Raw genomic sequence first — 16,183 nt, forward strand, 5'->3', positions numbered from 1 at the left:
TCTAGACAACAAAATATTGGAAGTGTAGTGTTTTAGGGAGTGAGAATGTATGTCAATACAGCATCAATTCCACTCCCTTTTTTATCATAAAAAGTTAGAGAGAAAATATATGTATTCAAGAGTAAAACGGAATCAAATGAATAAGGTAAACAAGTATTCCATTAGAAAATCAAGTTTTGGTGCAGTATCTGTTGCTGTAGCTGCCTTGATGGTTTTTGGTACTTATTCAAATGTGAGTGCAGATGAACAGAAAGTAGATTCACATCGCACTGAAAAAGAAGAACAAAAAGTCTCTGAAAAACCAGAAGAGACCAAGCAAGAGAAATCTGAGGAAAAAATAGCAGAATTACCTTCAACTCTTCAAGCTCCAGTTTTGGAAAAAGAAGAATTAGATATCAATGCCCTTCTAAAGAAGGAAGCAGAGTCTAAAGTGGCAGCTGAGACAAAAAATTCTGACTCAAAAGAATTCACTTCTAAAGAAGTTAAGTCTAGTGAAGAAAAAACTACCTCACCTGCTTCAAGTGAGAAGGTAAAAGAAGAAAAATCAGTCGAAAAAACTACCTTGGAACAGGTTGTATCAGAAGCAGAAGTTTTAAATCAAGTTGCTGTTCGTTATGTTCAAGAAGCAGATCGTAAAGTTGAAGAAAAAGCCTTGGTTCAAGAAGCTGTTAAGGCAGCAACAATTCAGATTTCACAATCAAAATCCTTGTTGAAAGATTCATCTGTTAGTGCAGAAAATCTTAAGACTCAATTAAATCAACTGTATTCAGCTATTGAAACAGTATATACTGAGTTGCAACGTGCAGGACACGGCAAGAAAATTAGCGCTAATCTATCGCCAACTCAAATACAGGATGTAGCTATCGATAATGGAAATATTATTGCCAGTGGTACAATCGACATGGCCGACCGTGTAACTTCAACAGGTATTGCTGATTATCGCTTCCAATTAAAATTTAAAAATGGTACCTATCATAAGGGGGATATCTTTACAATTGGTTTGAAGGAATTGCCACAAGATAATAATCTTCCTCAAAAATTGGTTGCTGAAGGTAAAGTATTTGCAGAACGAGTGAGTCTGGTTCAGAAAAATGATAATGCCAAAGCTGGAAGCCTTTCATACTGGGCTTCACGTGGAGACCGTGACGTTGCTTTGGACACAAAAGAATCATGGGATTTAGTTGACAAAGGGAGTCATATTGAAGCAACATACCGTTTTACTGACGAAATTGAACGCTTAGATGATGTTACTTTTGAACTTCAATACAGAGGTGGAATTCGTTATCCTCGAGTGAACGTGGATAAGTCTGTAACTGGTGTTATTTCAGTTAATGGTCAAAATGTAGTCACTAAGAATTACACTGTGATTAAAACAGATATAGGAGCACCTAAAGTTTATGATACACCAGCTACAGCTAACTTCACAGGTGATGTTATGTTGGATGATGATGGTAGTATCAAAACATATAACAGCACTCTTCGTATCGGAACATGGAAATCAAACTTTAGTGCAGGGACCCGTTTCACCGTTCGTATCAATGATACAGAATTCAATAAGTTTGCTACTGTCGGTGAATTTGTTGAACGTGGTGCCCACAATGTCGAAATGATAAATACTAGCCCTGATACATCAAGAACAAGGGTAAATCGCCATAATGTTATTTTGGAGGCACCTCGTGAAGAGCCTGGTCAACATGCCAAATTCAAGATTCTTAAGGCAGCAGATAATGAATTAACCTTTGAATTGGTATCTGGAAAGATGTTGGCTGGAAGAACTTATGTATTACGTACAAAAGACTTTGGAGTTGACCGTGTTCCGACAAGTCACACAGTTAATTATCTGAATGAAGCTAGAAATGGTTTTAAATCAAATGTTCCAGGGACATTGACAGTTGTTGATGCCAAAGGTAAAAATCTTACAGACCAATACGAACAAGCTGCTGATTCTGATTGGAAAATTGCCAATCCAGATATGGTAAGAACAGATGGACGCCTTGTATATGGAGATGTAGCCGTTCGCTTCGTTGATACTCAAGGGAAAATGCTTCTTCCTGCCATTGCAGCGGTGGAAAATGGAGGTATCCTTCAAGACAAATTCACTACTGTAAGACCATCTACCAAAATTGATACTAGCTATGTAGCTACTTTAGAGAGAAATACAACTGAGACAGAAGTTCAAGAAAACAAAGGAATTCAAACAACATCTATCACAGCACCTTATTTATTGCATTCACCAAATGGTAAATATTATGTCTTTAAAGAATATGCACAGAATGATCGTTTCTATAGCAATACGAAGACATCTGGTACGATTACACGAGCTCAAGCTAACGTGGTAGCTGTGTACGAAGAAGCTAAATTTGGTAAAGTTGATATTCAGTATCGTGATAAAACAAGTCAAGCTATTTTAGAAACATTCAATACACCACATGATAAGAGTTCAAATCTCATTAACTTGTTGGGAAATAACTATGATGTGACTGCTAAAGTTCCTGAACGTTTCGAAAAAGATGGTGTAGTATATGTCTTGTCACAAACACCTGCTAATAGTAAGGGATATTTGACACAGGCTGATATCCATGTTGTTTATGATTATCTTGCTCAACAAAAAGCACAGGTTAAATACCTCAATCAAACAGAAACAAGTCCTAAAGTTTTAGGAAATGTGGATAGTGTAGTTGGTCTTCCAGGTGAAACAATTGTTTATAATTCAAAAACTCGTATTAATCAGTACCTAAAACAAGGATATGAATTAGTACATGATGGTTTTGCAAATGCTAATGATAAACGTTTCGACAGTGAAAAACAAACTGATCAAGTATTCTCAGTTCAATTAATCGAAAAAGTTGTGACTGTTACAGCAGATGATCCAAAACCAATTGCTGGAAATCCATTAGTAGCAGGAGATGCATTGTCACCTGTTTGGCCTAAATCGGTTGAAAACTTAGATACACTGAGAAAAATGACCAAGCAGACGATTCACTACAAATATCAAAAAGATGGCAAACAAGCTTTCAAAGATGTAGTTCGATCTGTAGTTTTTGAAAGAGTGGCGAGAGTTAACCTCGTTACTGGTGCAGTTATTTATGATAATTGGAAAATCACAAGAATTGATGATAAACCAGTAGCGTCAGTGGATACGACTGTTCATAAACCAAATGTCACTCCACAAGGAGTAACAACTATTGCAGCAACTCCTTCTAGTCTAGGGAATGGAATTTCTATCAAACCAGTTTTGACTGTTCCGAATCCAGTTGTTGCATCATCACCAATTGTTGCAAAACCCGTCGTATCGGTAAAACCAGTAACACCGGTTAAACCAGCAGTGTCAACTCCGGCTAAGCCAGCACCTGTAGTTAAACCAAAACCGGTAGCACCATCAACACCAGTCAAACCAGTAATTTCGACACCAGTAACTCCAGCGCCTGTTGCCACACCACAACCAGTTGCTCCAGTGAAACCAGTAGCCCCTGCACCGGTAACACCTGTTAAACCAGTAGTATCTACTCCAGCTACACCAACACCAGCTGTGCAACCAAAACCGGTAGCGACTACTGATTCAAAACCTAGCTTAACTCCAGCTGAAGCCTTGGCTGCAATTAAACCAACAGATTTTTCTTCACAAACATCTGTTAATAAGAAAACAGAGACAAAACCTGTTCCTGGTGGAACGGCTACGATTACAACTACAACGACAACCACTGTTACCTCAAATGCGGCAACAGCGGGTCCAACAACACCGATTGTCACTATTACAACAAATGAAACTGAAACTCATTCAGAGGTGACAAGTGTCATTCATACTGGCACCACTAGCCACACGCATGTGGTCGGAGTTGTTACAAAACCAAACGTAGTTGTTACTCATCCAAAACCAAGTGTTCAGCCTAAACCGCATTTAACGAGACCTCATCATGGACCAGTACACCATGTTCCTTCACGTCCAGGTAAACAAGTTAAACCAATTAGAACTGGACCAGGAACTCGTGGTCATGCTAGAAGACATCGCTAAATATAAAGTGTTAATACTGATTTAACTAGTAGTATAGTATTAAATAGCACAAAAAATGAGCAACTTTAAATTTAAAGTGGCTCATTTTTATATTAAGGACTTCTTAAAATTTTCTATTTTTTATTGAATTGCTACGACCAAGTCTTGAGCTTGTTTTTCAAGTGAGTTTAGGACTGTTTCTTCAAGAACCAATTTTCCGTCTGCCCAGGCAGAGTCGTTAACACGTGCAGCAGTAAAGTCACCAACGACTTGTGTACGTATGAATGGCAAGAGGTCTTTGTAAATAGCGAAAAGTTGATCGTGACCTGCATTGGCTACAGATGATACGGTGACAAACTTGTCTTGAAGGGCAGAAGCGCCACGTGTATCAGACAAGTCAAGAGCGCGAGATAGCCAGTCAAGCAAGTTTTTCACCGTACCAGGGATAGAGAAGTTATAGACTGGAGAGAAAATCCAGATGGCATCCGCAGCGAGAACTGCTTCACGAGCAGCAGCTACAGCTGGATGTGTTGGAACTTCCAAATCTTGGCTGAAGAGAGGAAGGGTTGAATAATCAAGGTAGCTAACCTCTGCTTTACCAGCAAGTGCTTTCTCAGCTTCGAGAGCCATTTGGTGGTTGAAAGAACCTTGACGTAGTGATCCGACGATAAATAATACTTTTTTAGACATGATGTGTCTCCTTTTTCTTAAATTTCCGAGAAGTCTCTCGTTGTTATAAAAAATATTACAACAAAACAAAAGGACTTGCAAGAAATTTGCTCAGAGTTTATTTGAAAATTATAAAATTGCTGAAACTCTAGTCAGTTGCCACTGGAAAAGTAAGAACAGTTTTTTGGATTTTAGTTTTCTTTGATTTTATAGGAGTATTCCAATATTCTCTTGTAATATAATGACATAAGTGCTAAAATAAACAAGAAAACTAGCAATAGAAACCGCAGAACAGCTATTTTCCGGTATCATTTCATAAATCATTAAAGGAACAATAATGGCATTGAAGAATGCTTCTAAAAGGGGTGGAGATCATGTAAGGCAAAGATTAACAAGTGACGGACAAAAGAAATAATAATACACTTGTTAAAGGAGAAAAAATGTTAATAAGAAATTATCGGAAAAATATTGGCCTGATGGCCGGAGTTGAATTTTTTGCTTTTTTAGGGATTACCAGCTTTTGGATTCTCTTTCTCAGTCAAAACGGAATGTCTCTTTGGCAGATTGGACTTCTGGAAAGTATCTTTCATGCAACCAGTCTTCTCTGTGAAATTCCATCTGGAATGTTGGCTGATCGTTACTCCTATAAGACCAACCTTTATTTAAGTCGAATAGCAGGAATTGTGTCTTCTATTCTCATGTTAGCTGGGCAAGGAAATTTTTGGATTTATGCACTAGCTATGGCGATAAATGCCTTATCTTATAATTTTGATTCAGGAACAAGCGCAGCAATGGTCTATGACTCGGCTGTAGAGGCTGGACTAAAAGAACGCTATCTATCCATTTCAAGTTTCATGTCAGGAGTAGCAGAAGGAACTCGGTCTTTGGGGACAGTGTTAGCGGGATTTTTTGTCCATGGTCAATTGCACCTGACCTACTATATCATGATTGCCACTTCTATCATAGTTCTTGTCTTGATTTGGATGCTGAAAGAGCCCAGTGTCAAGCTAGAAAAAACTGATAGTGTGACCATGAAACAGATTATGTGGACTGTTAAGGAAGAGTTGGAGCGAAATCCCATGCTCTTCAACTGGATGATTTTGTCTCAGATTGTTGGTACACTCATGTGCATGTTTTATTTTTACTATCAAAATCAGTTACCAGATTTAAGTAGTTGGCAAATTTCAGCAGTTATGCTACTTGGAAGTCTCTTGAATATCGTCGCAGTCTATCTAGCGAGTAAGATTGGAAAGAGATATGCCGCCTTGAAGCTTTTCCCTATTCTCGTCCTGCTGACTGGAGTTACCTACCTGCTGTCCTACTTTGGAACACCTCTAATCTATATTTTGGTTTATTTGATTAGTAATGCTCTATATGCTCTTTTTCAGCCGATTTTTGATAATGATTTGCAAGAGCGACTCCCAAGTGAAGTAAGGGCAACCATGCTGAGTGTCTACTCTATGATGTTTAGTCTAAGTATGATTGTGTTCTTCCCACTGACAGGCTGGTTGATTGACCATTTAGGCTTTGTGCTAACATTTCTTTATCTAGGCTTCTTTTTAGCCATGATTGGCCTTCTACTACCTATCTTTTTAGGAAAAATGGCTAAAAGAATGGATGATAAAGTGATTCTATAAAGTAAAGAACTTACGAAAACTTGAGTGCTAAGCTCAGGTTTTTTGATACGTTTATGTTGCTTGTGTCTTTCCTTTTCTTGCTCGGTTTTAACTAAGAAAAATCGATTTACTTTGAAGGAAGAAATAGAATTGGTTGCTTATACTCAATGAAAATCAAAGAGCAAACTAGGAAGCTAGCCGCAGACAGTACTTGGGTACGGCAAGGCGAAGCTGACGTGGTTTGAATTTGATTTTCGAAGAGTATTCTTGCATTCACTTGTAATAAAGCCCAATAGATGGTAAAATAGACGAGTGAAAAAAAGACAAAAAAAAGCAAAAAATAATCTACTGTGGCAGTATGGTCTAGGGATGACGATTTTGTTTGTGGTTATCAGTGCTTCCTTTCTGTATCTGGTTTCTCTCGGCATGAAACCCTATCAAACAGCTAAAAGTGAAGGAGAAAAATTAGCTCAGCAGTATGCAGGATTAGAGCAGGCTGATCAGGTTGACTTATACAATGGCTTAGAATCCTATTATAGCGTTCTTGGTCATAATAAAAAACAAGAAGCACTTGCTGTCCTGATTGGAAAAGATGACCATAAGATTTACGTTTATCAGCTAAATCAAGGTGTTTCACAAGAAAAAGCAGAAGCTGTTTCGAAGGAAAAAGGAGCTGGCGAGATTGACAAGATTACCTTTGGCCGTTATCAAGATAAGCCAATCTGGGAAGTCAAGTCAGGCTCTAATTTTTATCTAGTAGATTTTGAAACAGGAGCATTGGTCAATAAGGAGGGCCTATGAAACTATCCAACCGTGTTTTAGAAATGGAAGAAAGTGTGACTCTGGCTAGTGATGCAAGAGCAAAGAAGTTAAAGGCTGAAGGAAAAGATGTACTTTTCTTAACTTTAGGTCAGCCCGATTTCCATACTCCCAAAAATATTCAAGATGCAGCTGTTGTAGCCATTCGAGATGGACGTGCTTCTTTCTATACGGTAGCTTCAGGCCTACCAGAATTAAAAGCTGCGGTGAATACCTACTTCGAGCGCTACTATGGCTATTCTGTCGCAAGTAACGAGGTTACCTTTGCTACAGGTGCCAAGTTCTCCCTCTATACTTTCTTTATGGCTGTAATCAATCCTTTAGATGAGGTTATTATTCCAACTCCATACTGGGTTAGTTATGGAGATCAGGTCAAGATGGCAGAAGGGCTTCCAGTCTTTGTTGAAGCTAAAGAAGACAATGATTTTAAAGTCACGGTGGATCAACTAGAACTAGTTAGGACAGATAAGACAAAGGTTTTGGTTCTCAATTCACCATCTAATCCGACTGGTATGATCTATACTCGTGAAGAATTACTAGCTATCGGAAATTGGGCAGTTGAGCATGACATTCTGATTTTAGCAGATGATATATACGGTCGCCTTGTTTATAATGGAAATGAATTTGTTCCAATCTCAAGTCTATCAGAAGCGATTCGTAAGCAAACTATTGTTATCAACGGTGTATCTAAGGCCTATGCCATGACGGGTTGGCGAGTTGGTTATGCGGTAGGTGATCCTGAAATCATTGCAGCTATGAGTAAATTGACGGGACAAACAACTTCAAATTTGACATCTGTTTCTCAATATGCGGCTATTGAAGCCTTAACAGGACCACAGGATTCTGTTGATATCATGCGTCAGGCTTTTGAGGAGCGTCTCAATACCATTTATCCGCTATTATGTGAGGTCCCTGGTTTTGAAGTCGTTAAGCCACAAGGAGCTTTCTATCTCTTCCCAAATGTCAAAAAGGCCATGGAGATGAAAGGCTATACGGATGTGACAGAATTTACAACGGCTATTCTTGAGGAAGTTGGTCTAGCACTCATAACAGGAGCAGGATTCGGAGCGCCAGAAAATGTCCGCCTCAGCTATGCGACAGACCTAGACACGCTTAAAGAAGCAGTTAAACGCTTGAAAGCATTTATGAGTAGTGATAATGATTGATCATTTTGAAATTAAGGTAAAGGATTTACAAATTTCAGAAGGATTTTATAGGAGTTTTCTCGCTCCTTTGGGCTATAAATTGGCTTTTAAGACGAGTTCTCTAATCAGTTTTCTTGCCCCTAATAGCCCTCATCCTGGTGGTGATTTTTGGCTGGCTCAGGGGACACAAGATCCTATTCACTTTGCTTTCTTAGCAGAAAATAAGGAAGAGGTTCAGGCTTGTTATGAGGCTGGCTTAGAGGCAGGTGGGCGAGACAATGGGGCTCCTGGTTATCGCAGTGAGCATCCGATGTATTACGCTGCTTTTATAATTGACCCAGATGGGAACAATATAGAAGTGGTTTGCCATAAAGAATAAAAAAAGAAAAGGAAAAATAATGACAAAACGTGTAACGATTATTGATGTAAAAGACTATGTTGGTCAAGAAGTGACGATTGGTGCTTGGGTTGCCAACAAATCAGGAAAAGGAAAAATCGCTTTCTTGCAATTGCGTGATGGAACAGCTTTCTTCCAAGGTGTGGCCTTTAAACCAAACTTTGTAGAAAAATTTGGTGAAGAAGTAGGACTTGAGAAGTTTGATGTTATCAAACGCTTGAGCCAAGAAACGTCTGTTTATGTGACAGGAATTGTCAAAGAAGACGAACGTTCTAAATTTGGTTATGAGTTGGACATTACAGACATCGAAGTGATTGGTGAATCTCAAGACTACCCAATCACACCAAAAGAACATGGAACAGATTTCTTGATGGACAACCGTCACTTGTGGCTCCGTTCTCGTAAGCAAGTAGCGGTGATGCAAATCCGTAACGCTATCATCTACGCAACTTATGAGTTCTTCGACAAGAACGGCTTCATGAAGTTTGATAGCCCAATCCTTTCAGGAAACGCGGCAGAAGATTCAACAGAACTCTTTGAAACTGACTACTTCGGAACACCAGCTTACTTGAGCCAATCAGGTCAGCTTTACCTTGAAGCAGGTGCTATGGCTCTTGGTCGTGTCTTTGACTTTGGTCCAGTATTCCGTGCTGAAAAATCAAAAACACGTCGTCACTTGACTGAGTTCTGGATGATGGACGCAGAGTACTCATACTTGACACATGATGAATCACTTGACTTGCAAGAAGCTTATGTGAAAGCTCTTCTTCAAGGTGTTCTTGACCGTGCGCCTCAAGCCTTGGAAACCTTAGAACGTGATACAGAGCTTTTGAAGCGCTACATTGCAGAGCCATTCAAACGCATCACTTACGATCAAGCCATTGACCTCTTGCAAGAACATGAGAATGATGAAGACGCTGACTACGAGCATCTTGAGCATGGTGATGACTTTGGTTCACCACACGAAACGTGGATTTCAAACCACTTTGGTGTACCAACCTTTGTTATGAACTACCCAGCAGCCATCAAGGCCTTCTACATGAAACCAGTTCCTGGAAATCCAGAGCGCGTGCTTTGTGCAGACTTGCTTGCACCAGAAGGTTATGGAGAAATCATCGGTGGGTCTATGCGTGAGGAAGACTATGATGCGCTTGTCGGTAAGATGGATGAACTTGGTATGGACCGTACAGAGTATGAATTCTACCTTGACCTTCGTAAATACGGTACAGTCCCACACGGTGGATTTGGTATCGGTATCGAACGTATGGTAACCTTCGCAGCAGGAACAAAACATATCCGTGAAGCCATTCCATTCCCACGTATGTTGCACCGTATCAAACCGTAAATAAAAAAGTTATTATAATAAAAAGAAGGGTAATTCCTTCTTTTTGTATTTTGGGTACAAAAATATTATACAAAAAGCGAGAATATATAGAACATTTTGGTTGACTGATGTTAAAAACATATGGTAAAATTGGTTCATGAATATTGTGTTGTTGTTTCGTTAAAGAAGGTGTTCTTTAGCAGGAGAGGAAGGGAAAACTGATGACTTCAACCTTATTCTAAATTAACATATATAAATAAGGGGAAAACATGTATTCAAGAATGGAAAAATACCATGGTAGAAGAGCTCAGCGCTTTTCTATTCGTAAGTATAGTTTTGGTGCCGCAAGTGTTCTATTGGGAACTGCTCTTGTTTTAGGTGCTAATGGAGTACAAGCTGAAGAGACTGTAGCAGTAAATCCGGCTACTTCTGAACAATCAAATTCAGATAAAAATCTTTCGAGTTCGACTTTGTCAACACCAGTTGTTGAGGAACTTCCAGAATTAAAGATTGATGCTGTAAAAGCAGATGAAAAACCTGAAGTAAAAGAAGATGCTAAAACTGAAGCAAAACCTGTAGCAGAAAAAGAAGTTACCGTTAAAGCTGAAAAAGAAAAGCCAGCTAAAGATCAAACTGATAAAAAAGAAACAGATAAAGAAAAAACTGCGAAGATCGAAACAGAAAAAGCACAAGATGAAGTGAAGACAGTTCTTACTCAATTGACTTCAGAAGCTGATGTTATGGCATCTGTAGCCTCAAACTTCTCAGATAAAGAAGTCAAAGATGAATCGGCTAAAAAAGAACTTGCGGTTAAGATTGAGGCAGTGAAACTTGAAGCAGCGAAGTCTAATGATTTGCTTTCATCCGATGCATCTAAAGATCAAATGGTAGCTCAAGTGAATCGTCTTTCTGCTGCCATTGAAGCAGTTTATACGGAAATGAAACGTGCTGGCCATGCAGGTAAAGTAGAATCGGTATTAGCTGCTACTGCATCAAAAATTACAGGTAAAGATGTTTTTAAAGATGGAGAAACAGTTAAAGCTGTAACAAACGCTTATGTTGATATGAATGCAGATAATACGGCTCCTACAGGATGGGGATTTGATACTACTATTAGTACATCAACTCTTAAAGCGGGTTCTATTACAAAAATTGAACTTACTAACTTAGCTGAGTTAGGTGCTGGTTTGGCAGTAAATACGGAAATCAGAGCGACTGATGGAACAGTAGTTGGTAAAGTTAAATCTATCGACTTTAAAACAACTACAGGAAACAACAATAATAAATCTGTACCATATTGGGCACAACGTACACAACGTGGTATGACTTATGACCAACGTGTTGCTGAGCAACCAGCGGTAGCTAACGAAACTGGAACATATACTTACAACATCGAGTGGAACGATAAAGTAAAAGACTATCCGAATGTGTCGTTTGGAGCGAGTAATTTATCGGGTGATGGATATTTAGCTCCACAAATTTCAAAAGACACTCCGTATACAGCGACTATTAAAATTGATGGGCGTACAGTTCTGGAACATACTTATACAAGAAAAGGTCAACAACCTAGCTATCAAAAACAAGGTACGAGTGCATCACTAAGTGAAAACAATGGATTGACATACCTTAACAATGAGCAAATAGGTAGAAGTGATTCAATCGTATTAAAAACTGATTCAGATGTTCGTTATGGAGTAGGATCTAAATTTACAATCAAACTTCCAAATGCAGATTTTACTGAATTCAAAGAACTTGAAGGAAGTTCTAACTTTGTAAATGGATTAAATACAGCGTCTACTATTAACCCTAATAAAGGAGATAGTATTACATATCGCCCGCAAAACCGTTGGTCTAATGCTAGAGCTAATGAAAACAATGTATGGATTTTACAAGATGGTCGAGATACTGGTTTTACATTAACACCTAGATTAATTTCACCAACGGAATTAGAACTTACTGTTACAGAAGGAACTATTCAAGAAGATTCTATAGTCTCTATGCCTCTTCAATCTTTAGGTATTGAAAAAGTAATAAAAGACAAAACTCTAACAAGTGAATATTCTAATATTACTTATGAAAATGGATTAATTAAACAAGGTTATGTAGGAAACGATAAAACTGCAGCAACTCTTACTGTATCAGGTGGAGAATCTATTAACGGTGAGAAAGAAGATGTTATAACTACAGTGCCAAACGGTTGGAGTGTTAAAGGTGATGGTAAAGTTCAAGGTGAGCCACCAACAGGTGCTGTTGTTAGAACATTCAAAGATTTAGTGACAGGTGAAGTTATAGGTTTTGAACCAACAAGATATACGGGGAATATTCCTTTAAGTGAAGATGGTTCAAAAGATTACACTAATGTGCTTGGAAACAAATATGATGTAAGTAATGATCACGTAGACTTAGTTAAAGAAGTTAACGGAGAAGAATACATTCTTGCAGATCTTCCTCCTGAAAACGTAAAAGGAACACTAAGTGTTACGAAGACAAGAGCAAGAGATTTATATTCTGAAGAAGAATTAAAAGCTAAAGGTATAAATGGATCTGCATTTGTTACCCCAGCAGAGTATGATTATGTTAAGAAAACAAAAGTAGAAGAAGTAAACCGTACAATTAAATTTGTATACGCTGACAATGTTGCAGGCTTAGCGGGTACTGATGTATTCCCATCACAAAAACAAACTGTCAGTTACACAGGTTCAATCAAGTTAACTGCACAAGGTAAAGCGGTAATTAACTCTGAAGATAAACCAGTTTATATTAACTGGAAAGGAACTAATGGTCAAAGTACTGATCTTCCAGAACTTGCAGTACCTCAAAAAGAAGGTTACATCGCAAGTGTTGAAAAAGTACCAGTACAAGCAACAACAGCTACAGATGAAGATTACGAATATGTTGTTAAATATACAGCAATCCAAAAAGCGAAAACAACATTTGTAGATGAAAAAGGAAATGCAATTCCAGGGGTAGCTGAAATTACTGAACAAGGTGGATCAGAAACTCCATTAACAAAAGAAGCTGATGTTAAAGCTAAGATCAAAGAACTTGAAAACAAAGGATATGAATTAGTATCTAATACATACCCAGAAGGTGGTAAGTTCGATACGGATAAAGATACAGATCAAGAGTTCAAAGTAACACTTAAACAAAAAGAAGTTACAGTAACACCAGATCAACCAAAAACACCAGGAACTCCAGTAGATCCAAACAACCCAGACGGACCTAAATACCCAGCTGGCTTGGAAGAAAAAGATCTAAACAAAACAGTAACACGTACAATCACTTATGTGTACGAAGATGGAACTCCAGTATTAAATGAAGATGGAACACCAAAAACAGTAACACAAGAAGCTAAATTCACACGTGAAGCAAAAGTGAACTTGGTAACAGGAGAAGTTACATACGGAGACTGGACACCAGCACAAGACTTAGCTGAAGTTAAATCACCAGTAGTTAAAGGATACTTAGCTGACAAAGCAAGTGTTGCGGTGGTAAATGTAACAGGTGATTCTGAAGATATTAAAGAAGTAGTAACATACAAACCACTAGGATCATGGGTACCAAATATCCCGGGACAACCAACAAACCCAATCAAATATCCGAATAATCCAGATGATCCAACAAAACCAGGAACTGATAAACCGGTATTACCATACGTACCAGGTATGACTCCAAAAGATGGAAATGGACAACCACTTAAACCAGTAGATCCACAAGATCCAACTAAAGGATATGTCATTCCAGATATTCCAAACGATCCAACTCAAAGTACGCCGATTAACTACGTAAAAGATACTCAAAAAGCTAAAACAACTTTCGTAGATGAAAAAGGAAACCCAATTCCAGGTGTTGATGCTATTACTGAAGAAGGTGACTCAGATACACCACTTACAAAAGAGGCTGATGTAAAAGCGAAAATCAAAGAACTTGAAAACAAAGGATATGAATTAGTATCTAATACATACCCAGAAGGTGGTAAGTTCGATACGGATAAAGATACAGATCAAGAGTTCAAAGTAACACTTAAACAAAAAGAAGTTACAGTAACACCAGATCAACCAAAAACACCAGGAACTCCAGTAGATCCAAACAACCCAGACGGACCTAAATACCCAGCTGGCTTGGAAGAAAAAGATCTAAACAAAACAGTAACACGTACAATCACTTATGTGTACGAAGATGGAACTCCAGTATTAAATGAAGATGGAACACCAAAAACAGTAACACAAGAAGCTAAATTTACACGTGAAGCTAAGGTCAACTTAGTAACAGGTGAAGTGACTTACGGAGATTGGACTCCAGCTCAAGACTTAGCTGAAGTTAAATCACCAGTAGTTAAAGGATACTTAGCTGACAAAGCAAGTGTACCAACTACAAAAGTAACTGCGGATTCAAAAGATGCTACAGAAGTAGTAACCTACAAACCAATCGGTTCATGGATTCCAAATATTCCAGGACAACCAACAACTCCAATCAAGTATCCAAATGATCCAGCAGACCCAACAAAACCAGGGCAACCAACAGAAGTGTTACCATACGTTCCAGGATTCACTCCAGAAGATAAAGATGGCAACCCACTTAAACCAGTAGATCCAACAGATCCAACAAAAGGATACGAAGTACCAAATCTTCCAACAGATCCAAGTCAAGATACACCAATCAACTACGTAGCAAACAAAGCAAACTTGGTAGTTAAATATGTAGATGAAAAAGGCAAAGACTTAATCCCTTCAGAAACAACAGAAGGAAAAGTGGGAGATGAGTACTCTACAAGTGGAAAAGTTATTCCAGGACACCTACTAGTTCGTGTTGAAGGAGAAGCTAAAGGTAAGATTGGAAAAGACGGTTCAACAGTAACATACGTGTACAAACCAATCGGATCATGGATTCCAAACATCCCAGGTCAACCAACAACTCCAATCAAGTATCCAAATGACCCACAAGATCCAACAAAACCAGGACAACCAACAGAAGTGTTACCATACGTTCCAGGATTCACTCCAGAAGATAAAGATGGCAACCCACTTAAACCAGTTGATCCGAAAGATCCATCAAAAGGATATGTAGTACCAAACATCCCAACAGATCCAAGTCAAGATACAGTAATTAACTACGTAGCAAACAAAGCTAAACTAGTAGTTAAATATGTAGATGAAAAAGGCAAAGACTTAATCCCTTCAGAAACAACAGAAGGAAAAGTGGGAGATGAGTACTCTACAAGTGGAAAAGTTATTCCAGGACACCTACTAGTTCGTGTTGAAGGAGAAGCTAAAGGTAAGATTGGAAAAGACGGTTCAACAGTAACATACGTGTACAAACCAATCGGATCATGGATTCCAAACATCCCAGGTCAACCAACAACTCCAATCAAGTATCCAAATGACCCACAAGATCCAACAAAACCAGGTAAACCAACAGAAGTGTTACCATACGTTCCAGGATTCACTCCAGAAGATAAAGATGGCAACCCACTTAAACCAGTTGATCCGAAAGATCCATCAAAAGGATATGTAGTACCAAACATCCCAACAGATCCAAGTCAAGATACAGTAATTAACTACGTAGCAAACAAAGCAAACTTGGTAGTTAAATATGTAGATGAAAAAGGCAAAGACTTAATCCCTTCAGAAACAACAGAAGGAAAAGTGGGAGATGAGTACTCTACAAGTGGAAAAGTTATTCCAGGACACCTACTAGTTCGTGTTGAAGGAGAAGCTAAAGGTAAGATTGGAAAAGATGGTTCAACAGTAACATACGTTTACAAACCAATCGGATCATGGATTCCAAACATCCCAGGACAACCAACAAGCCCAATCAAGTATCCAAACGATCCAGCAGATCCAACAAAACCAGGACAACCAACAGAAGTGTTACCATACGTTCCAGGATTCACTCCAGAAGATAAAGATGGCAACCCACTTAAACCAGTTGATCCGAAAGATCCAACAAAAGGATATGTAGTACCAAACATCCCAACAGATCCAAGTCAAGATACAGTAATTAACTATGTTCCAAATCCTAGGGAAGTAGAAAAACCTGCTAAACCAGCTCAACCTTCTAAACCTTCTAAACAAGAAACACCTAAATATGTTGAAGGTCAAAAAGAGTTGCCTAACACAGGTACAGAAGCTAGCGCTAGTCTAGCATCGCTCGGACTTCTTGGAGCACTAGGAGGGTTTGGACTTCTTGCTCGTAAGAAAAAAGAAGATTAAATCTAATTAG

Annotated in this window: 8 protein-coding genes; 7 read left to right on the forward strand and 1 reads right to left on the reverse strand. The window is 38.6% G+C overall.

Annotated elements, in window-relative coordinates; translation table 11 throughout:
- The first annotated feature begins 109 nt into the window (after window positions 1–109).
- Window positions 110–4,012, forward strand: a complete 3,903-nt coding sequence (locus tag JJN14_RS03300; protein WP_265342530.1) for a mucin-binding protein — start codon at window positions 110–112, stop codon at window positions 4,010–4,012.
- Between the two features lie 120 nt (window positions 4,013–4,132).
- Here the strand turns inward: JJN14_RS03300 and JJN14_RS03305 are convergent, their stop codons facing one another.
- Entirely contained in the window at window positions 4,133–4,681 is a 549-nt protein-coding gene (locus JJN14_RS03305; RefSeq protein WP_070481740.1) for an NADPH-dependent FMN reductase, read from the reverse strand.
- A 419-nt stretch (window positions 4,682–5,100) separates the two neighbouring features.
- Here JJN14_RS03305 and JJN14_RS03310 point away from each other — a divergent pair, with 419 nt between their 5' ends.
- The 6 genes from JJN14_RS03310 (at window position 5,101) to JJN14_RS03335 (ending at window position 16,173) form a co-directional block, all read left to right on the forward strand.
- Complete coding sequence (locus JJN14_RS03310; protein WP_201058900.1) at window positions 5,101–6,297, forward strand: MFS transporter; 1,197 nt, start codon at window positions 5,101–5,103, stop codon at window positions 6,295–6,297.
- Window positions 6,298–6,588: 291 nt separating this feature from the next.
- Entirely contained in the window at window positions 6,589–7,077 is a 489-nt protein-coding gene (locus JJN14_RS03315) for a DUF5590 domain-containing protein (protein WP_201058901.1), read from the forward strand.
- Window positions 7,074–8,261 carry a pyridoxal phosphate-dependent aminotransferase gene (locus tag JJN14_RS03320; protein ID WP_201058902.1) on the forward strand — a complete coding sequence of 396 codons (1,188 nt, stop codon included), beginning with the start codon at window positions 7,074–7,076 and terminating at the stop codon, window positions 8,259–8,261. Before JJN14_RS03315 ends, JJN14_RS03320 begins: the two co-directional genes overlap by 4 nt.
- On the forward strand, window positions 8,254–8,619 hold the full coding sequence (locus tag JJN14_RS03325) for a VOC family protein (RefSeq protein ID WP_201058903.1): 366 nt from the start codon (window positions 8,254–8,256) through the stop codon (window positions 8,617–8,619). Before JJN14_RS03320 ends, JJN14_RS03325 begins: the two co-directional genes overlap by 8 nt.
- A gap of 19 nt (window positions 8,620–8,638) precedes the next feature.
- The gene (gene asnS / locus JJN14_RS03330; RefSeq protein WP_416069280.1) at window positions 8,639–9,982 is read left to right on the forward strand and encodes an asparagine--tRNA ligase; all 1,344 of its coding nucleotides are present in this window, start codon (window positions 8,639–8,641) and stop codon (window positions 9,980–9,982) included.
- 248 nt (window positions 9,983–10,230) lie between these two features.
- Complete coding sequence (locus tag JJN14_RS03335; RefSeq protein ID WP_201058904.1) at window positions 10,231–16,173, forward strand: mucin-binding protein; 5,943 nt, start codon at window positions 10,231–10,233, stop codon at window positions 16,171–16,173.
- The last annotated feature ends 10 nt before the right edge of the window (window positions 16,174–16,183 follow it).

Source organism: Streptococcus mitis, assembly GCF_016658865.1.
In the GTDB taxonomy this organism is placed as follows: domain Bacteria; phylum Bacillota; class Bacilli; order Lactobacillales; family Streptococcaceae; genus Streptococcus; species Streptococcus mitis_BT.